Origin of the sequence: Streptomyces sp. NPDC058401, assembly GCF_042722885.1 — a bacterium.
Taxonomy (GTDB): domain Bacteria; phylum Actinomycetota; class Actinomycetes; order Streptomycetales; family Streptomycetaceae; genus Streptomyces.
The window spans coordinates 1-18,934 of the sequence record NZ_JBHXKA010000148.1; the positions used below are offsets into that span (position 1 = coordinate 1).

An 18,934-nucleotide genomic window follows, 5' to 3' on the forward strand; every position below is an offset into this window, starting at 1 on the left:
GCCCCACCCCTGTCCGTACCCCCACACAGGAGCCCCCCATGACCCGCTTCCCCTACCAGCTGATCGCCACCGACCTCGACGGCACCCTCGTGCGCAGCGACCACACCGTCTCCGCGCGCACCACGGCCGCCCTCGCCGCCGCCGTCTCCGCCGGGGCCCGGCACGTGGTGGTGACCGGCCGGGTCGCCCAGTGGACCAGGCCCACGCTGACCGAGATCGGCTACCGGGGCCTCGCCGTCTGCGGGCAGGGCGGCCAGCTCTACGACGCCGGGCGCGACGCGCTCGTCTCCTCGGTCCCCCTCGACCGGGAGTTGGCGGCGCACGTGGTGGCCCTGGTGGAGGCGCGTACCGGTCCGCTGTCGGTGGCGGTGATGCCGCTGGAGCTGGCCGACCCCATCCTCGTGGGGCCCGGGTTCCCGCTCCCGCCGATGGGCTCGGCCGGGATCGAGCGGGTCCACGGCGCGGCCCGGCTGTGGGACCGGCCGATCGGGAAGGTCCAGATCCAGCACGCGCACCTGACGGACGACGAGCTCACCGAGGCGGCCCGGGAGGCGGTGGGTGATCTCGTCACCGTGGTCATGGCCGGGCCGACCTGCGTGGAGCTGCTCCCCCTCGGCCTGTCGAAGGCGACCGGTCTGGCCCTGGCCGCGGAGGCGCTGGGCGCGGCGGCGGAAAGCACCATTGCCTTCGGTGACATGCCGAACGACATCCCCATGTTCGCCTGGGCGGGCCACTCGGTCGCCATGGCCAACGCCCACGACAGCCTGAAGGCGGTCGCGGACGAGATCACCGCCGGCAACGACGAGGACGGCGTGGCCGCGGTCCTGGAGCGCCACCTCCTCCCGCTCACGGGAGCCTCCCTCCGGTAATAGCCAAATCGTCAGTTGATCTATTACCGTAAGGAGGACGGAAGCGGGCGCCGGCCGACGGTGCGGCAGCCCCCGGGGCTATGGGAGAGGTGTGCCTTGATCCAGCGCTACGCGCTGCCGGAGATGGCGGCCCTGTGGACCGCGGAGTCCACGTACGGGACGTGGGTCCGGGTCGAAGTACTGGCCAGCACCGCGCAGGCCGCGCTCGGCGTCGTACCGGAAGAGGCCCTGGCCGACATCCGGCGGGCTCCGGTGCCCCTCGTCTCGCGGATCCGGGAGCTGGAGGCCGAACGGGACCACGAGATCCTCGCGTTCCTCGCCGCCTACACGGAGACGATGCCGGCCGCGTCGGCGCGCTGGGTCCATCACGGCATGACCAGCTACGACCTCGTCGACACCGCACAGGGGTACCTGCTGGCCCGCTCCATGGACCTCGTCCTGGAAGCGGCCCGCTCCTTCACCCGGATCCTGACGGAACGCGCCCTGGAGCACTGGGACACCGTGTGCATCGCCCGCACCCACGGGATCCACGCCGAGCCGACCAGCTTCGGGCAGAAGCTGGCCGTCCACGCCCAGGCCATGAGCCGCTGCCTGACCCGGCTGGCGGATGCCCGTACGGCGGTGGCCGTGGGTACGGTCTCGGGCCCCGTCGGCACCTACGCGCACATCTCCCCGCAGGTGGAGGAGTACGTGTGCGGGGAACTGGGGCTCGGCGCCGAGCCGATCCCCACGCAGGTCGTCGCCCGCGACCGGCACGCCCAGCTGCTGTCCGCGCTCGCCCTCACCGGCGCCGTCGTGGAGCAGTTCACCCTGGAGATGCGGATGCTCCAGCGCACGGAGGTGCGCGAGGTCGACGAACCCCGCACCAGCGCCTACCAGGGCTCCAGCGCCATGCCGCACAAGCGCAATCCGACGACCAGCGAGCGGCTGTGCGGACTGGCGCGGGTCCTGCGGGCCAACGCGGGCGCCGCGTACGAGAACGTCGCCCTGTGGCACGAACGGGACCTGGCGCACTCCTCGGTGGAGCGGATCGTGCTGCCGGACAGTCTGACGATCGCGCACTACCAGCTGGTCTCCGCCGCGGCCGTCATCCGGGGCCTGGAGGTCTTCCCCGAGCGGATGGCCCGCAACATCGACGAGACCCACGGCCTCGTCCACTCCTCCGGGGTGTTCCTCGGCCTCGTCGCCGACGGCGCGGAACGCGAACGCGCGTACCGGCTGGTCCAGGCGGCCGCCGACGAAACCTGGCGTACGGGGCTTCCGCTGGCCGAGGCCCTGGCCACCCGCGGGGTCGCCGTCCCCGTCGGCCTCCTCGACCCCCGGCGCTTCCTCACCAACCGGGACCACCTCAAGGCCCGGCTCGAAGAACTCTGCGACCGGCTCGGCGAACGACCCGGCGAACGACCCAACAAGGAGCAGCACCAGCATGTGGAAGTGTGAACAGGTCATCGGCGGCGCCCTCGACGTGGAAGAGGCGGCCGCCCTCTACCGGGCGTCCACCCTCGCCGAACGCCGTCCCGTGGAGGACACCCAGCGCTTCACCCGGATGCTCGCCGGCGCCAACCTCGTCATCGCCGCCCGCGACGAGGACGGCCGCCTGATCGGCATCTCCCGCTCGATCACCGACGGCGCGTACTCCACCTACCTCAGCGACCTCGCCGTCGACGCCGCCTACCAGGGCAAGGGCGTCGGCCGCGACCTCATCCGGGCCACCCGGGAGGCCGCGCCCCAGGCCAAGCTGATCCTGCTGGCGGCCCCGGCGGCCGTGGACTACTACCCGCACGTCGGGTTCACCGCCCACAACTCCGCCTGGACCATGGACGGTCCGGCCAACCAGGCCTGAGCCGCGCCGTATCCGCACCCGTCCCCGTACCCGTACCCCGGTGCCCGCCCGCACCGGGGTACGCGGTTTCAGCCCGCGTGCGCGGCCGACGTCGAGGGCGCGGCGGGCGCGGACGCGGCGAGGGCGGAGTCCAGGCGGCGGATGGCTGAGCGCCGCTGGACCACCGACAGGACCGCGATCCCTCCGCCGAGGGCCAGCCAGCCCGCGGGCCCGCCCGTCGTGACCACGGCGGTCAGGAGCAGCGGGCCGGCGGACTTCTGGACGGACTGGGCCATGCCCGCCACCCCCAGGTACGAGGCCCGCGCCTGCTCGGGGGCGAGCGAGACCGCCAGTTCCCAGGAGCTCACCGACCGCAGCAGTTCCGCCCCCGTGACCAGCACCGCCGCGCCGAGCAGCACCGCCGACGCGGCCACCGGCCCGGTCCCGGAGCTGAGGGCCAGCAGGATGCAGCAGGCGAGCATCGTCAGTCCGTACACGGAGACCGCGGCCGCGGCCTGACGGGGCTGCTCGAACCGTGCGGAGACACGGAGTTGGAGGACCACGACCAGCACGGTGTTGATGACGAGGAAGGCCGGGACCAGGGCGTGCGGTGCGTCGGTGTGGACCACCAGCCACAGCGGCAGGCCGACGGCCAGGACCGAGTCGTCGAGGTTCATGGGGATGTCGAGCAGGACGAAGCGCAGGTAGCCCCGGTCCCGCCACGGGCTCGGCGCCCGCGTCGGGCCGGGCCCGGAGCCCGCGCCCCCGGTCGCCGCACCCTCGGATGCCGCATCCCGTGCGGCCACCCGGCCCTCGGCCCGTGGTTCCCGGGTGCGCCAGACCAGTGCGGCGGCCGCGAGGAACGACAGCGCGTTGGCCAGGATCAGCGCCCGGTAGGCGTCCTGGGTCCCGAGCGCGAGTCCGGCGGCGGCGATTCCCGCGCCCACCGCGTACCCCGCGTTCGCCGTGCTGCGCGCCAGCGCCTGGTAGGTGCCGCGCCGCTCGCCCGCCACCCGGGTGGCGAAGAGCATCTCCATCGCCTTGGCCGCGCGGTCGCCGAGGTAGGTGACGGCGACCAGGGGCAGCAGCACGTCGAACCGGGTGACCACCAGCAGGGCCCCGAGGGTTCCGAGGCGCAGCAGGTGACAGCCGATCAGCAGGGACCGTACGGGGAACCGTCCGGCCAGGTGCCCCGCCAGGGGCGATCCGGCGATGCCGGCCACGGCCGCGGCGCCCAGCAGGAGGCCGATGCGGCCGGCGTCCAGGCCGAGCACGAAGGTGAAGTAGAGGACCGAGGAGGCGGCCCACATGCCCGTACCGGCGCGGTCGAGGAGCTGGGCGAGCAGCATGATCCGGGCGTCCCGGCCCCCCGGCGGTCGCCTCAACTGCGCCACCAGCCCGGGCCGCCGCTCCTGCACCGGCCCCTGCCGCCCCTGCCGCCCCTGTCGCCCCTGTCGCCCCTGCGAACCCTTCCGGATCCCCGTAGCGCGCCGCCGCATCCCGTGCCTCCCAGCCCCCGCGAAAGTATCTCGATATCGAGATACCAGCGGAAGCCTGCCCGAGATCAATCTTGACGTCAAGATACTTTCGGGAGGGGCCGCCCCTCGCGCATTACGGCGCCGGATCGGGGCAGGCGCAGCCTGCGAGATGGGAGAACGTCATGATCGTGCTCGGCATCGTCCTCTTGGTCCTCGGCTATCTGCTCGGCATTGCGATCCTCTCGACCCTCGGGATCATCCTCGTCGTCGTCGGGGCCGTCCTGTGGGTCCTCGGATCCGTCGGCCACGCGGTCGGCGGACGGCGGCACTATTGGTAGCGCGAACGGACACGGACGCGCGCGGACGTTCCCTGGAGACGGTTCCATGATCCAGATATCCATTCCGCTGATACCCGCGGACGACGGCGCACTCCTGATCCCCGCCGATCACGTCACCGGCCTCATGCGCCGGCTCGCGACCGACTGGCTGGAATCGGAACACACGGGAGAGATGCGCGGCGACGAGCAGACCGTCCGGGATCTGGCGAGCGTACTGACCGAGCTCGCCGATCAGATCGACGTCGAATGCATCGGCTTCGCCTCGGCCACCCCACATCCGTAGGCCGCAGCCGGGCCGTGAGCGGCCGTCAGTAACCGAGCTCGCGCTTCAGCTCGACCTTGTCCATGGAGGAACGGCCGTGCAGATTGCGCCGCTTGGCCTCCGCGTAGAGCTGGTCGTACGTCGGCCCCTGCGCGCCCTGGTGCGAGCGCAGCCCGCCGCGCCTGGCCGAGGAGATGTCCTCGAGGGAGCTCTTGCTCGCCGTCTCGGACTCCCCGGCACGGGCCCGCTCCTTGTTGACGGTCCGCGCGGCGATCTCCTTCGCCCGCTCGGCACTCTCACCGCGCCGCTCGGCGCTCTCCTTGATGTGCTCGTACTGGCGTTCCCGCTTGGGGCTGGAACCACGGGGCATGATCACTCCTCGGCCTGGGTCAGCCCGGTACGGCCGCATTCCCTGCGTCGTCCTCGGCCTCGGCCTCGTCTTCCAGCATTCCCGTCCGCAGCCTGGCCATGATGCGGCTCAGCAGCCGCGAGACGTGCATCTGGGAGAGGCCGATCCGCTCGCCGATCTCAGACTGGTTCAGCTCCTGACCGAAACGCAGCGAGAGGATCAGCCGGTCGCGGTCACTGAGCGTGGCGATCAGTGGCTTCAGCGTCTCCAGGCATTCGATGCGTTCGTACGCCGCTTCTTCCTCGCCCAGCGGCAGCCCCCGGGGGCCGGCGTCCGCCTCGGTTCCCACCGGAGCGTCCAGGGATCCCGCCAGATAGCCGTTGGCCGCCCGGCGGCCCTCGTCCAGCGCCTCCGTGGTGATGCCGAGCTGCTCGGCCAGCTCCAGGTCGGTCGGTTGCCGGCCCAGGCGCTGTTCGAGCGCGTCGTGCGTCTTGGCGATGTCGAGGCGGAGCTCCTGGAGGCGCCGCGGGACCTTCACGGACCAGCTGGTGTCGCGGAAGAACCGCTTCATCTCGCCGGTGATGGTGGGAATGGCGAACGTGGTGAACTCGACCCCCCGCTCCACGTCGTACCGGTTGATTGCCTTGATCAGGCCCACCGTGCCGACTTGGACGATGTCCTCCAGGGGCTCGGACCGGTTGCGGAACCTGCGTGCCGCGTACTTCACCAGGCTGAGATTGAGCTCGACGAGCGTATTGCGCACGTACGAGTACTCCGGCGTCCCTTCGCTCAGCTCCTTCAGCCGCCGAAAGAGCGCCACGGACAGGGTCCGCGCCTCTCCGGTACCGACGGAGAGCCGGTCTGCCGGGACACCCGGTGTCTCGGCGCGGAGGTCGATGGGGGTCGGATCCGTGGTCTCGCTGGGAACGGGTGCCATGATCTTCCTCCGACGGATTGGTGGGTACCGGCCGCCCTGAGCGGAGCGGCGGGAACCGTCGTGGTCTTCCGGAGGGGATATACCCGCACGGGGGAAGGCTGACCCTCTTTTGTTACGGAAGATCCCCGTCCGGGACCTTCGAATCCGAAACCTCCTCGTCCGGCGCCCCCGCGTCCGGGACGTGGACGTGCAGGACGCAGATGTCGTCACGCCGGGCCGTGCGCAGTGCGGCGAGCGTGCGGGCGAGGGTTTCGCCGCGCCCCTGCCGCAGGAGCCGCGCCGCCGTCCGCGCGAGGCGGCCGAGGCCGGCTTCGATGTCCTCGCCCGGTTCCTCCACGAGCCCGTCGGTGTAGAAGAGCAGGTGGTCGCCGGGCAGCAGGTCGACGGCGGCCTGCTCGTAGGAGGCCTCGAAGGCCGCGCCGAGGAGGGCTCCCTGGGGCTGGTCCAGGAACTGCGCCCGGTCGCCGCGGATCAGCAGGGGCGGCAAATGGCCCGCCCGTACCCAGATCAGCCGCCGGTCCCAGGGCCGGTAGCGGGCCATGACCATGGTGGCGGTGGCACTGCCCGAAGGCTCCGATTCGGTGTGCAGGAGGAGGGTGTTGAGCCGGCGCAGGACATCGGGCAGGGGCGATCCGGTGACCGTCATGCCCTTGGTGGTGAACCGGAGCTGGGCCATGGTCCCGACGGCGGCGAGCCCGTGGCCGGCCACGTCCCCGACGACGAACAGGGCGCTCTCGTCGGGAAGTTCGATGGCGCTGTACCAGTCTCCGCCCACGTTGATCCCGCTGTCGGAGGGCACGTAGGCCACGTCGACGCACAAGCCGGCCAGTTCCAGGGACTGGTCGGGGATCGGCAGCAGGGTGTCCTGGAGGCGCGCGGCGAGCGCGCGTTCGGCCTGGAGCATGCCCCGCTGGAGCAGGACGGACCGCTCGCTCTCGTGCAGCGCGACCTCGATGTCGTGCTGTGCGGTCAGGTCCTGGAAGAAGCCGTGCACCTCGACGGGTGCGCCGTCGGCGTCGGTCTGGGCCTCGGCGACGAACCGCAGGTGGCGGATTCCGCGCCGGGTGGTGATCCGGAAGGGCTGGTCGACGGCCTGCCCCTCGCTCAGCAGCCGCCCGACGGCGGCGCCCAGCCGGTGAAGATCCTCGGCGACCACGTGGCTCGGCAGTTCCTCCAGCGGCATCGGCCCCCGGCCCGGATCGCGGTCGAAGATCGCATAGACCTGTTCGGACCAGGTGACGGCGTCGGTGACCAGGTTCCAGCCCGCCCAGCCGAGGTTGCCGAGGCGCTGCATGTCGGCCAGCCGGCGGATCTCGCGCTGGCTGGTGTCGTGGCAGATCCACGACACGACCAGGTGGTCTCCGAGCCTGGACGCCCGGACCGAGTAGACCGACTGCCGGGGAACGCCCGCGACCACCTCTTCGTAGGTGAAGGGTTCCCCCTCGTACCGGGTTCCGGTGGTGAGCGTCCCGAGGTACCCGTCCCACAGCGCGGTGCCCGCCACCGTGGGGTACGTCTCCAGGATCCGGCGGCCCACGAGCTCCTTGCCCCGCCGGCCGGCCACGTCCACGGACTCGGGGGCCGCCGCGTCGATGCGGTAGTCCTCCACCTCACCCGCCGCCGAGCGCAGGGGGGTGAGCAGGATCGCGGGACCGGCCAGCGTGTCCAGGACGAGCTGGACCGCCTCCGTGTGGTCGCCGACGCCCGCGCCCTCCGGGTCGCGGGGCGGCGGTGCTCCCAGCGGCCCCGCGCACAGCCGGGTCGCCCGGCGCAGCACCGCCCGGATGTCGGCGGCGAAGGGGCCCCGCCTGGTGCGCAGGAACCCGACGACCGCCCGGGGAGGCCCCTCGCCGGGCACGGGGACCCAGGCGCGCGAGGGCCACCGGTCCGGTGGGTTTCCGATCAGCAGATATCGCCGGGCGTCCTGTTCGACGTCCTCCAGCCAGAGGGCGCGGCGGCCGGCGACCGCTTCTAGGGCGGCCACCCCGCTCAGCGGGGGAATGTGGTGCCACTGCTCGGCCAGCGCCTCGTCGATTCCTGCGCTTCCGGTCAGGTCCAGGCTTCCGGCGGCGGCCACGGTGTAGATCATCACCGCGTCCACATCGGTGGCCGCACCGAGCACGGCCACCAAAAGCTCCGCGATGTCGTCGCCCCCGTGCGCCGCGGCCAGCCCGTCGGCGATCCGCGCCAGCAGGCCGTTCAGCTCGCCGTCGCGGTTGTGGTTGTGGTGACCGGCGAGTTCCGGGCCTGCGGGTGCGGGTGTGGCCGTGGGCGTGGGCGTGGGCGTGGGCGTGGTCAGCGAGATCCGGGCGGTCCCCTGCGGCGGGCGTACGCGGACCTGTCCGAGCGTGATCCAGCACTCTTCCAGGACGCTGCGGCCACGCCGGTCGGCCCGCTCCAGGAGCAGCGCGTACGCCGTGTCGGCGGAGACTCCCGCCTGGGCCATGAGTACGCCCTTGGCCCGCTCGACCACCGCCGTGGTCGCGGCGAGGCCTTCCAGGCCGACGACTTCCGACCTGAGCCTGGCCACGACCCTGGCGAGCGCCACCACCTCGGGTGCGGCGCCCTCACCCACGGGTGCGGCCTCGCCCTTCACTCCTTGAGCATGCCACGCGCGCCTTTCACCCGCCCGGGTGCGGCCCGGGCGTCACTCGTCGCGCGGGCTCACCCACCGCGTGGCCTTCCGGCCCGGCTTCCCGGGCGGCTTCCCGGCCGGCTTCTCGGGCTGCTGCGGACGGTCCAGGCGGCTGGCCTCGTCCGTATCGGCCGCGGGCGTGGTCCCGTCGTCGCGGCTGCCGCTGCGCACGGTGGCGTCACGGCGGTCGGAGTGCGCCTTGCGGCGCCGGCCCTGCGTCCCCCCGCCTTCCAGCGGCGCTCCTCCCGCGCCACCCTGCTCGTCCATGACGTCCTCCTCGGTCGGCGGGAGCCGCGCGCCTCGGCGGCCCCCGCACGGGCGGCTGCCCCGCTCCGGGCCGCGCAAACCGGGCGTCGGCCCCGCCGGACTGGGTAGGCGCGGGATGCGGGGTGCGGCCTCGGCCCTCATGGCTGCGACGGGGGCCGCACTCCGTAGCCGCGACCGCCCGGCCGGCCGGACCCGGAACACGGGCTCAGGGCACGGACTCAGGTCACGGACTCAGGTAACGGGCTCGGGCGCCGGCACCGGCCCCGGGAGGGGCCCCGGCGGAGGATGCCGGTCGGGCCGCGGTACGGGCGGCGGGTCGGGCTCGGGCTGCGGAGGCGCCGGCGGCACCGGATCCGGCCCGGGTGCCGGTACGGGACCCGGCAGCGGCCCCGGTTGCGGACCCGGACCGGGGCCCGGCGCGGGGGTCGGACTGGGCGGCACCGGGTCGTTGGGCGGCATCCCCATGGACCCCATGGACCCCATGGACGTGGCCCCTCCCCGTACCGGCCCGGGGCCGGTGGGCGCTCGGCTCTTCGGATTCGTCACAGTACGTCCGATCGTTCGTCCGGAAACCGGTGGCCCACCTGTCGGGTCCGTCCGGCCGGGCACCGTCCGGGTGCCCGCCGCGCGCGGTTCGCCGCTTCCCGGCGGCACGCGCGGTGTACCGCGCCTACCCGCGTCGCCGGGCCGTAGACACGGGCGCCGCAGACCGACAGCCATGGACACGGAGCCCGGACGCCCGGCCGGGGCCGACCCGGCCGGCCTCACCTGCCCGCGTCGTGGACCCGCAGATCGGGGACCGCAGGAGCGGCTGCCGCCGACCTGCCGAGCACAGCCCGGATCCACCGCGGCGATGCCAAGACCGCTCAGGCCGCGAAGGGGCGGTGCGCATGTGCAGTTGGCTCGCGTACTCGGGTTCGCCCATGCTGCTCGATGCCTCGCACGGGGCCTGGCCGCGACCCTGCACGCGGAGGCGGCCAAGGGCGCACCAGCCCCCCTCGCCGCATGCGGCGAGGGGCCGCGAGGCCCACCTGCTCGCAGCCGCCCAGGGCCTGCACAGCGACGGTCTCGACCCCGTCGAGGGCATCCCGGTGCCCGCATGGACGCTGATTGCCCGGCTACGGGACCGGGCGGGACCGGGGCTCGCGGCGGCGGGCGATTCGGCTGGTCGGCACCCTGCTGCAAGGGGTCCGGACCGAAGGCACCCGGGCGGCCCTGCAATGCGCCGCGGACCGGCGTCACGGACGGCTCAGCCAGGACGTGGACAGCCTCGTCGAGGCCGTGGTCGTCGCCGCGGGCTGGGCACCGGGCCGGGGTCCCGGCCCGGTCGTCCCGCTCCCCGATTGCGACACGCAGGACGGGGCAGGCGCCGGGCGTGCACTTGGTCCCGTACGGACCACACCCGCGAGGCGCCGGACCCGCCCCGGCCCGGCAACCATGCCCGGGACTCCCGGGCCGGCTCCGCGGCAGCCCTTGCCGGGCAAGCGGCCCGTGGCGCCGGAACCCCCGACTGAAGGAGGCGCATCCGGTGCGCATCGCGTTCCTCACCGTGCCCGAGGGCGTGGCGGAGATCGAACTCACGGAGCCCTGGAAGGCCGCCGTAGGGGCCCGCTGGAACCCGCGGCTGCTGTCGACCGGGCCGGGCCGCGCCGGGCGTACCACCATCTCGACAAGGCCGGCAGCTTCCCCGTCGACCACATCCTCGCCGGCGACACCTCGGACGGCTTCGGCGCCCTCGTGCTGGCCGGCGGGCTCGCCGACCCGGACGCCCTGCGGCTGGACGCGCGGGCTGTCGGGTCCACCCGTAGCTCCTTCGAAGCGGGCAAGCCCGTTGCCGCGGGGTGCCGCGCCCCGTCGCTGCTCGTGGAGCGGACGTCGTGCGCGGTCTCACGCCGACCTCGTGGCCGGGTCTGGCCGCCGACGTCGGCAACTCCGGGGGCACCTCGGTGGACGAGCCCCTGCGCGTCTGCGAGGCCGCGACTTCGGCGCTCGTCACCAGTCGCGAACCGGGCAACCACGACGCCTCCGTGCTGCGCTCGTCGAGCAGTTCGGGAGCGCCGTGAACGGGCCCGGGCGGACCTGACGCACCGGGCTCCGCGGCTCCGCTCGGGGGTGTCGCGGGGTCCGGGCCGCTCGGCCGCACGGGTCATCGCCGTTGTTCGGGCCCTGAACCAGCGCGCCGCGCCGCCCGTGCTCAGACGGCGGGCATAGCGTCCGTACGCGGACCACCACCCAAGCGCCCCACGGACCCCGGACCGGAGGAACCCCGTGCCGACACCCGAACCCGCTCCACCGAGCCGACAGGCCCCAGCGGCCCGGACTCACGCGCACCCGATCCCGGCGCCGACGGGCAACTGGGCCGTCGGGATACTCATGGCCACGACCCCCTGCTCGGCCCGCGACGCGCTGCGCATCCTCGCGACGGCCGCGGATCTTGCCGACGTCTCCGTCGAGGACCTCACGGTCGCGATGACCGCCACGTCGTGCGGCACCGACCTGCCCGCCCGCCTGGAACGCGCCCTGCGCCGAGCCGTCGAAGCCGCCCGGACCCGTGGACCGGCGGGCGGTCCCCGCGATGCCGGGCTCGCGCCGAATCCCGCCCGGACCGAGGAGGTGCTGACCCGGCTGCGCGGCTGCCAGGCCCGCCTCGCGGCCTCGCCCCACGACCCCGCCGCGCTGCGGGCCATGGACGACACCGCGTACACCCTGTGCGTACTGATGGGCAGATCCACCGCCCTCGAAGCCATCGCGGCGGCGGAGGAGCAGCTCACCGCCACCGCCTAGTCCGTCCCTTTCGAATCGCGCGGGCCCGGAAGGATCCGAAAGGGCCGGGCCGGGGTCCGGTGGGGTCAGCGCTTGGCGGTGTAGCGGATGCGCGCCCACAGGGGCAGCACGAACCAGCAGAGCACGTACCAGGCGAACACTCCGCCGACGAGCCACGTCGCGAGGGCGTTGTCGGTGGCGACCCTGAGGACGAGGAGCAGGGCCGAGGTGCAGGTGGCCAGGAGCAGCAGCAGGCCCGTGAAGGTCAGGCGTGCGGCCCACGCGACGGCCTCGGGCTTGATCCTGCGTCCCGAGACGAGACGGTGGAAGGCCACGGGGCCGATCAGGGCGCCGGTCGCCAGGGATCCCAGGACCACCGTCACCACGTAGATCGTCTTCTCGGTCTGCGCGAGCCCGGCGAACACGGGGGCGAAGGCCACCGTGAGCAGGAATCCGAACAGGATCTGGACGCCCGTCTGGGCGACCCGTATCTCCTGGACGAGTTCCTGCCACTGCCGGTCGGCGCGTTCCTCCGGTGACTCGTTCCGCCCCTGCTGGTCCGTCTCGTTCGCCATCGGCCGCCTTTCTGACGTGAAGGGTCTCCTCGGCATCCGTCTGCCCCCGGGCCCGGACATCATGTCCGGCCGACCGCCTCTTCGGGCTCGGGCGCCGGGCCGGGCCGGGCCGGCCCGGCCCGGTGGTACCGCTGCCACTCCACCGCCAGGTCGATCGTGATCTGCGGCGCGCGTTCCGGGACGGCGGCGGCCTGATCAGGTGCGCGGCGCCCGGGCGGCCAGTCGGCCGAGCAGCGAGCGGCGGTGGTCCGGGTCGGTCGCGAGGCCGATCGCCGTCCAGGCCATGGCCAGCCCGCCGTCGAGCACGGCGCGGTCGGCCTGCGCGGTGACCCCGTACCGGGTGAACTCGGGGTTGTGCATGATCGCGTCGCCGCAGTCGTAGCCGATCATCGGGTGGATGGTGGGCACCAGGTGCGAGACGTTGCCCATGTCCGTGGAGCCGCCCCGCAGGGTGGGGTCCAGGTCCTGGACCCGGCGTCCGAGGTCGCGGGCGGCCGCGAGGTAGGCGCGGCCCATCGCGAAGTCCTGCCGCAGGTCCGCGTAGTCGTTGCCGACCGCCTCCAGGGCGAGTTCGGCGCCGGTGGCCAGCGCGCCGGCCTCGAAGCAGGCGCGGATCCGGGTCTGGAGTTCGGCGAGCTGCTCGCTGGTGACGGCCCGGCAGTCGTACGAGGCCTCCGTGCGGGCCGGGATGACGTTGGCGGCCTCTCCGCCGCGGGTGACGATGCCGGAGACCACGGCGCCGGGCCGCAGCTGCTGGCGGTGGGCGGCGATGGCCACCTGCGCGATCATCATGGCGTCGGCGGCGTTGACGCCGCGCTCGGGCATCGCGGCGGCGTGCGCCGCGCGCCCGGTGTAGCCGACGTTCCAGCTGCTGATGGCGAGCGAGCTCATGCCCACGGAGTCGGAGGGCGCCGCGTGCACCATCATCGCGGCGGCCACGTCGTCGAAGGCGCCCTCGCGCAGCATGTCCACCTTGCCGCCGCCGGACTCCTCGGCCGGGGTGCCCAGGAGCTTGACGGTGATGCCGAGTTCGTCGGCGAGCGGGGCCAGGGCCAGGGCGGCGGCCACGGAGGCGGCGCCGTTGACGTTGTGGCCGCAGGCGTGGCCGATGCCGGGGAGGGCGTCGTATTCGGCGCAGATGCCGATGACGAGGTCGCCGCTGCCGGCGGTCGCGCTGAACGCGGTGGGCAGACCGTACGCCCCGCGGGTCACCGCGAAACCGGCCCGCTCGACGAGGTCGCCGATGCGCCGGGCGGCGCGGTGTTCCTCGTAGGCGAGTTCGGGATCGGCGTGCAGTGCGTGGCTCAGGCCGAGGACCACGTCCTGCCGGCTGGTCAGGAAGGCCCGGCTGCAGTCGCGCAGTACCTGGGTGGCGTTCATCGGCCCGCCTCCGCGGTGTCGTCGGTCTTCGGGGTGCGATAGAGCAGGGCGAGGGCGGCGCCGACCAGCGAGACCAGGATGCAGACCGTCCAGGAGACGGTGTACGCGCCCAGCCCGGGCAGGCTCCGGCCGGCCGGGGTGTGGGCCGCGAACACGGTGAGGACGGCGGCGGCCCCGAGGGATCCGCCGATGTTGATGAGGAGTTCGTTGATGCCGGAGCCCACCGAGGTGCGGTCGCGGGGTACGCACTCCACGGCGAGCGTGCGCGTGGAGTGCTGGAGGAAGCCGGTGCCGAGGCCCGCCACGGCGGTGCCCGCCAGGAAGAGGGCCTGCTCGCCGTGGAACGCCAGGACCATCGCGTAGCCGGCGGCCATCAGCAGGGAGCCTGCGGCCAGGGTCAGCCGGTCGGTGACGGCGGCGGCCACGGCGGGGGCGAGGAGCGCCCCGAGCGTGAGGGCCAGCAGGTTGGGCAGGGTGGCGAGGGCGATGGCGAAGGGGTCGAGGCCCAGCCCGTAGCCCTCCTCGGTGCGGCTGGTCCCCATGAACACCGCGTTGGCGACCAGCAGCCCGAACATGCAGAACGTGAAGGTCAGCGTGACCAGCGAGACGGCGACGACCCCCCGGCGGCGGAACATCCGTACGTCGATCATCGGTTCGGCGGTGCGCAGTTCCACCCGTACCCACAGGGCGGTGACGAGGACCCCGCCGGCGAGGCAGCCCAGGGTGCGGGCGGAGCTCCACTCCCACCCCGGGGTGCCGCCGAGACCGAGCCCGAGCATGATCGCGGTCAGGCCCAGGCAGAGCAGGATGGCGCCGGCCCAGTCGATCCGGCCGCCGGGCCGGTGGTCCGACTCGGGCAGCAGCCGCCAGGTGGCGGCGAGGGCCAGGCTGGTGGCCACGGCCGGCACCCACAGCGCGGCGGTCGGGCTGTCGACGGTACGGGCCACGAAACCGCTGGCCACGAGCCCGAAGGCCATGCCCGCGACCAGCGCGGCGACCATCACGCTGATACCGCGCCGGCTCGCGGCCTCGGCCGCCGTCCCGTCCCCGGTCCCTTCGTCGCCCCGGCGGCGGTTGCGCAGGATGCCGACGAGCAGCGGGAAGAAGCCGGCGAAGGCGCCCTGGAGGATCTGCCCGGCGAGGAGGGTCCCGAAATCGCGGCTGAGCCCGACGAGGAGGGAGCCCAGGAGGACGATCAGCAGGTTCCAGCGCAGCACGCGGCGGTGGCCGTGGAGATCGCCCATCCGGGACAGGACCGGGGTGAAGGCGACGCTGGCCAGGAGATTGGCGACGCTGATCCAGTTGAGGTCGGCCGCCGTGACGCCCAGGGTGTCGGTGAGGCCGCGCAGCAGGGGCGAGAGGAAGCCCTGGGTGATGCCGCTGGAGAGCTCCACGAGGACGACGGAGGCGATCACGGCGGTCGCGGGGGTCGCCCGGTTCGCCCCGGGCTTCCCGGGCTCCCCGGTGGACCGCGACGGGTTGCGCAGGGGTCTGGCGTCCGTGTCCGTCATACGTACCACCTGTTCGGGATCGGCCGTCCGGCCGGGGCAGGGAAGGGGGGAGCGGGCCGCCTGCGGGGCGGAATCCGCACCACAATGTCCGGTGCGGGCCGCCGCGCGGGCAAGAGTGGGGCACATAATCGGGTGAACGCGGCGCGCTCCCCCGGCCCAGCGGCGGATTCCGGCATCGCGGCAGCTCTGCGGTGGCTTCCCGGACAGCCGGTGACACGGCCGGCAGGGGGTGTCGTACCGTCGCCGACCGGCCGTTCCCGCGAGGAGGCGGGCACACATTCGGGGAGGCCCTCATGAAGAACACCGGTCCCGTGACCGGCCCGCCGGGCGCCGTGGCCCCGGCGCCCGGGCCCGCCGCGGCCCTGCCCGTGCTCGACGCCGTCGACCACGCGGTGCTGCGCATCCTGCACCGCGACCCGCGGGCCGCCTTCGCCGAGGTCGCCGCGGCGGTCGGGGTGCACGAGCGGACGGTGGCCCGCCGTCTGGAGCGGATGACGGCGACGGGCCGCGTCCGCTTCACGGCCGTGCTCGTCCCCGAGTACCAGGGCGAAGGGATCACCGCGGAGCTGGCCGTACGGTGCTCCCCCGGCCGGGTCCACGACACGGCCCTGGCGCTCGCCCGGCGGCCGGAGACCCGCGCGGTGGAGGTGGCCACGGGCGCCCTGGAGGTGTTCGCCGAGGTGAACGCCCCCGGCCACGAGGCCCTGCTGACCTTGGTGGACTCGGTGATCGGGCGGCTGGAGGGGGTCGTGGACATCCACTCCAGCGTGGTGCTGCGGCTGCTGCTCACCGCCGGCGACTGGGCTCCGTACGACGAGGAGCCCACGGAGGTGCGCCGGCTGGCCATGGCGGGGCGGGAGCTGCCCGCGCCGATCGCCGTGGACGATCTCGACCGGCGGCTGGTGACGCTGCTGGGCAGGGACGCCCGGATGTCGACGACCCGGCTGGCCCGCGAGCTACAGGTCGGCGAGACCACCGCCCGGCGCCGCCTGGCCCGCCTGATGACCTCCCACATCCTGCATCTGCGGCTGCTCGCCGACCCGGCGGTGCTGGGCTACCCGGTGGAGGCCCGGTTCCGGATCGCGGTGTCGCAGCGCGGGCTCGGCTCGGCCGTACGGCTGCTGGCCCGCGAGCCCTCGGTACGGCACCTGGTGGTCACCACCGGGGCCGCCGGGCTCCTCGGCTACTCCAGCCACCGCGACCTCGCGGCCCTGCACGCCTTCACCACCCGCGTCTTCGCCCTGCTGGGCGGCACCACCCAGGTGGAGACGGCCCTGCTGATGCGCACGTACAAACGCGCCGGGGTGGTCGAGACCCCGGCGCGCTGAACGGGGCCGGCGCCGGCCCGGATTCGGCGGGAGGGGAGCCCGGGCGGCGCCGGCGGTCGGGAGGGCTAGGGGGTGTCTTATCGGGTGCGCAGGGGCGCCTGCCCGCTCCGGCCCGGCCCAATCCCGCCCGGTCAGGCCGCCTTGCGCGAGCGGCGGCCGGGGGCGGCGTCGGAGGCGGTCCCGGAGGCTGCGGCGGGTGCGGTCTCGGAAGCGGTGACCGCGTCGCGGAGTTCGTCGCGGGTCATGCCGGAGCGTCCGCGGATCCCGGCCGCCGCGGCCTTCTCGTAGAGCTCCGCCTTCGTCATGCTCTGCGGATCCTTCGCCCCGGCCGTCCCCCGCGCACGCTCCTGCGGGCGTTTCGGGGGCTGCCCGCGCCTGCCTCCGGCACCCGCACCCGCGGCCCGCTCGACGCTGGCACGCAGCGCCTCGGCTAGGTCGACCACGTTGGTCGACTCCGCCGCGGGCTCCGCCTTCTCCACACTCTCTCCGGCCCGCTTCGCCTTGATCAGGGCGGCGACCTTCTCCCGGAACGTGTCGTGGAAGTCCTCGGGTTTCCACTCCATGCTGAGCGCCTCGACGAGCTGCTCGGCCATGCGCAGTTCCTTCTGCCCGGCCTTGGCCCTCCGCGGCAGGGAGTCGATCTCCGCACGGGGATCGCGGATCTCGTCGGCCCAATGGAGCGTGTGGCAGGTGAGCAGGCCGTTCTCCGCCTTCACGGCCACGAGGTACTCATGGCTGCGCATCACGAACCTGGCGATCCCCGCCTTCTCCGCCTTGGCGAGGGCCTGCTCGACGAGGCTGTAGATCTTGCCGTACTCCTTGCCCTTCGGTGCCAGGTAGTACGTCGCGTCGAAGAAGATCGGATCGACTTCGGCCAGATCCACGAACCCCTCGATGTCGAGCGACCCGGACCGGCCCGGCGCGATCTCGTCCAGCTCCTCCGGCTCCACGAGCACGTACGCATCACCGTCGTCGAAGCCCTTGACGATGTCCTCGAAGGGCACCTCCTCGCCGGTCCGCTCGTTGACCCGCTTGTTGCGGACCCGGTCGGAGGTACCGCGCTGCAGCTGGTGGAAGTGGATCGTATGGCTGTCGGTCGCCGTGTAGAGGCCCACGGGCAGGCTGACCAGGCCGAAGCTCAGTACTCCCGCCCACACCGGTCGTGCCACGACCACCACCACCGTTCGTCTGTCGCGCGCCGCCGCACTCGGGCCCGGGCGCTCGGCGGCCGGTACCGTACGGACTCGCCGCCGGGCTCCTCGTCCGAGGCGCCCGCCCTCCGTTTCGCGTCCGGCGCCTACCCGGAGACGCGGTACGCACACACGGCTCGGGGCGGCGTCGGCGCGGTCGGCCCGAGCGCCGCGAGCTCTTCGAGCGGTGCGCTCTGGACGGCTTCGACCAGGCGTCGGCTGTGGGCCCATACGGCCGCCCGGGCGCGCACCGGGGATCGGCCGCTGCGCTGCGCGAGTACGGCGCCGAGGACCAGTCTGCGGCTGCCGTCGGCCTCCTTGTAGGCGGCCCACAGAACGTTGCCCCCGGCCGGGGTGCTGGTGCCCGTCTTGAGCCCGGCGACACCGTGCCGGCCGAGGAGCCGGTTGGTGGTGCGCGCCTCGCCCCGGTCTCCTTGGAGAGGGACCGAGGGGGTGGCGACGATGGTCCGGAACACCTCGTCCCGCATGACGGTGCGGGCCAGGAGGAGCAGGTCGACGGCCGTGCTGGTGTTCCCGATGTCCATGCCGCAGGAGCCCGTGAAGCGGGAGCTGGTCATGCCGAGTTCCGCGGCAGACTCGTTCATCCGTCGCACGAAGGCCGCTTCGGAGCCGGCGGTCCAGCGGGCGAGGAGCCTGGCGATGTTGTTGCCCGAGGGGACCAGCATGTACGCGAGCAGCTGCCGCAGGGAGAACTCCTGGCCTTCCTCGACGGGCACCACCGATTCGGTCGTGGACCCGGACTCGCGCGCGGCGGCCCTGTCGACACGGACCATGGGCCCGGAGTCCCGCGGGCCCAGCGGGTGCTCCCGCAGGACCACGTAGGCGGTCATCACCTTGGTGATGCTCGCGATGGGCACCGGCCGCTGCTCGCCGACCGTGCCGAGGCAGCCGATCCCCTCGACCTCCACGCTCGCCTGACCCTCGTACGGCCAGGGCAGCGGCGCCGCCGATACCGCGCGGCGGACGGCGGCGACGGCCGCGTCACCGGCGCGGCAGGCGGCGAGCCGGCCCCGCCCGGGCAGTTCGACGGACCGGCGGAGGAGGGCGTGGACGGGCATGACACTCCCGGGATCGGGTTCGCGGTGGGGGGACACACCGGAGCATGTCCTTCCCACGCATCGGAACCCCGGCTGCTGTCCATCGGCAGTCGCTCGACCGCGTATGCGTTCCGTAGCAGCCGGACACCGGGCGCCCGTAGCAGCCGGACGC

Annotated in this window: 18 protein-coding genes and 1 pseudogene; 9 read left to right on the forward strand and 10 right to left on the reverse strand. The window is 73.6% G+C overall.

Annotated elements, in window-relative coordinates; all coding sequences use genetic code 11:
• Positions 1-38: 38 nt before the first annotated feature.
• From ACFWNV_RS34105 to ACFWNV_RS34115, 3 genes are all read left to right on the forward strand, one after another.
• Entirely contained in the window at positions 39-869 is an 831-nt protein-coding gene (locus ACFWNV_RS34105; protein WP_383954587.1) for an HAD family hydrolase, read from the forward strand.
• Positions 870-965: 96 nt separating this feature from the next.
• Positions 966-2,309 (forward strand): adenylosuccinate lyase, encoded by a 1,344-nt coding sequence (gene purB, locus ACFWNV_RS34110; protein WP_383954589.1) that lies wholly within the window; start codon positions 966-968, stop codon positions 2,307-2,309.
• Positions 2,296-2,712 carry a GNAT family N-acetyltransferase gene (locus ACFWNV_RS34115; protein WP_383954591.1) on the forward strand — a complete coding sequence of 139 codons (417 nt, stop codon included), beginning with the start codon at positions 2,296-2,298 and terminating at the stop codon, positions 2,710-2,712. Before purB ends, ACFWNV_RS34115 begins: the two co-directional genes overlap by 14 nt.
• A gap of 68 nt (positions 2,713-2,780) precedes the next feature.
• Here the strand turns inward: ACFWNV_RS34115 and ACFWNV_RS34120 are convergent, their stop codons facing one another.
• Positions 2,781-4,040, reverse strand: a complete 1,260-nt coding sequence (locus tag ACFWNV_RS34120; protein ID WP_383954593.1) for an MFS transporter — start codon at positions 4,038-4,040, stop codon at positions 2,781-2,783.
• Between the two features lie 311 nt (positions 4,041-4,351).
• Here ACFWNV_RS34120 and ACFWNV_RS34125 point away from each other — a divergent pair, with 311 nt between their 5' ends.
• Both ACFWNV_RS34125 and ACFWNV_RS34130 read left to right on the forward strand, forming a co-directional pair.
• Positions 4,352-4,507, forward strand: coding sequence for a DUF6131 family protein (locus ACFWNV_RS34125; RefSeq protein WP_383954595.1), 156 nt, complete (start codon positions 4,352-4,354; stop codon positions 4,505-4,507).
• A 46-nt stretch (positions 4,508-4,553) separates the two neighbouring features.
• Positions 4,554-4,790, forward strand: a complete 237-nt coding sequence (locus ACFWNV_RS34130; RefSeq protein ID WP_383954597.1) for a DUF6213 family protein — start codon at positions 4,554-4,556, stop codon at positions 4,788-4,790.
• Between the two features lie 25 nt (positions 4,791-4,815).
• Here the strand turns inward: ACFWNV_RS34130 and ACFWNV_RS34135 are convergent, their stop codons facing one another.
• The 4 genes from ACFWNV_RS34135 to ACFWNV_RS34150 all read right to left on the reverse strand — a co-directional run bounded on the left by ACFWNV_RS34135 (position 4,816) and on the right by ACFWNV_RS34150 (position 8,957).
• Positions 4,816-5,139, reverse strand: coding sequence for a plasmid stabilization protein (locus tag ACFWNV_RS34135; RefSeq protein ID WP_383954599.1), 324 nt, complete (start codon positions 5,137-5,139; stop codon positions 4,816-4,818).
• A gap of 19 nt (positions 5,140-5,158) precedes the next feature.
• Complete coding sequence (locus ACFWNV_RS34140) at positions 5,159-6,055, reverse strand: SigB/SigF/SigG family RNA polymerase sigma factor (protein ID WP_383954601.1); 897 nt, start codon at positions 6,053-6,055, stop codon at positions 5,159-5,161.
• Positions 6,056-6,167: 112 nt separating this feature from the next.
• Positions 6,168-8,651 carry a SpoIIE family protein phosphatase gene (locus ACFWNV_RS34145; RefSeq protein ID WP_383954603.1) on the reverse strand — a complete coding sequence of 828 codons (2,484 nt, stop codon included), beginning with the start codon at positions 8,649-8,651 and terminating at the stop codon, positions 6,168-6,170.
• Between the two features lie 51 nt (positions 8,652-8,702).
• On the reverse strand, positions 8,703-8,957 hold the full coding sequence (locus tag ACFWNV_RS34150; protein ID WP_383954605.1) for a hypothetical protein: 255 nt from the start codon (positions 8,955-8,957) through the stop codon (positions 8,703-8,705).
• Positions 8,958-10,394: 1,437 nt separating this feature from the next.
• On the opposite strand from ACFWNV_RS34150, the pseudogene ACFWNV_RS34155 reads away from it, so the two are divergent.
• The 3 genes and pseudogenes from ACFWNV_RS34155 to ACFWNV_RS34165 all read left to right on the forward strand — a co-directional run.
• A pseudogene (locus tag ACFWNV_RS34155) lies at positions 10,395-10,769 on the forward strand (hypothetical protein); the annotation flags it as partial.
• A 65-nt stretch (positions 10,770-10,834) separates the two neighbouring features.
• Complete coding sequence (locus ACFWNV_RS34160) at positions 10,835-11,020, forward strand: hypothetical protein (protein WP_383954622.1); 186 nt, start codon at positions 10,835-10,837, stop codon at positions 11,018-11,020.
• A gap of 310 nt (positions 11,021-11,330) precedes the next feature.
• Positions 11,331-11,741: a DUF5133 domain-containing protein gene (locus ACFWNV_RS34165; RefSeq protein ID WP_383954607.1), complete on the forward strand. Its 411-nt coding sequence runs from the start codon at positions 11,331-11,333 to the stop codon at positions 11,739-11,741.
• Between the two features lie 65 nt (positions 11,742-11,806).
• On the opposite strand, the gene ACFWNV_RS34170 is transcribed toward ACFWNV_RS34165, so the two are convergent.
• The 3 genes from ACFWNV_RS34170 to ACFWNV_RS34180 form a co-directional block, all read right to left on the reverse strand.
• Positions 11,807-12,295, reverse strand: coding sequence for a DUF6328 family protein (locus tag ACFWNV_RS34170; protein WP_383954609.1), 489 nt, complete (start codon positions 12,293-12,295; stop codon positions 11,807-11,809).
• A gap of 195 nt (positions 12,296-12,490) precedes the next feature.
• Positions 12,491-13,675: an amidohydrolase gene (locus ACFWNV_RS34175; protein ID WP_383954611.1), complete on the reverse strand. Its 1,185-nt coding sequence runs from the start codon at positions 13,673-13,675 to the stop codon at positions 12,491-12,493.
• On the reverse strand, positions 13,672-15,186 hold the full coding sequence (locus tag ACFWNV_RS34180) for an MFS transporter (protein ID WP_383954613.1): 1,515 nt from the start codon (positions 15,184-15,186) through the stop codon (positions 13,672-13,674). The genes ACFWNV_RS34175 and ACFWNV_RS34180 overlap by 4 nt, the downstream gene beginning before the upstream one ends.
• A gap of 293 nt (positions 15,187-15,479) precedes the next feature.
• On the opposite strand from ACFWNV_RS34180, the gene ACFWNV_RS34185 reads away from it, so the two are divergent.
• Positions 15,480-16,514, forward strand: a complete 1,035-nt coding sequence (locus ACFWNV_RS34185; protein WP_383954615.1) for an Lrp/AsnC family transcriptional regulator — start codon at positions 15,480-15,482, stop codon at positions 16,512-16,514.
• 131 nt (positions 16,515-16,645) lie between these two features.
• On the opposite strand, the gene ACFWNV_RS34190 is transcribed toward ACFWNV_RS34185, so the two are convergent.
• Together ACFWNV_RS34190 and ACFWNV_RS34195 are read right to left on the reverse strand one after the other, a co-directional pair.
• A complete protein-coding gene (locus ACFWNV_RS34190; RefSeq protein ID WP_383954617.1) occupies positions 16,646-17,683 on the reverse strand; it encodes a Ku protein in 1,038 nt (345 codons plus the stop codon).
• Positions 17,684-17,811: 128 nt separating this feature from the next.
• Positions 17,812-18,783 carry a D-alanyl-D-alanine carboxypeptidase family protein gene (locus ACFWNV_RS34195; RefSeq protein WP_383954620.1) on the reverse strand — a complete coding sequence of 324 codons (972 nt, stop codon included), beginning with the start codon at positions 18,781-18,783 and terminating at the stop codon, positions 17,812-17,814.
• Between the last annotated feature and the right edge of the window lie 151 nt (positions 18,784-18,934).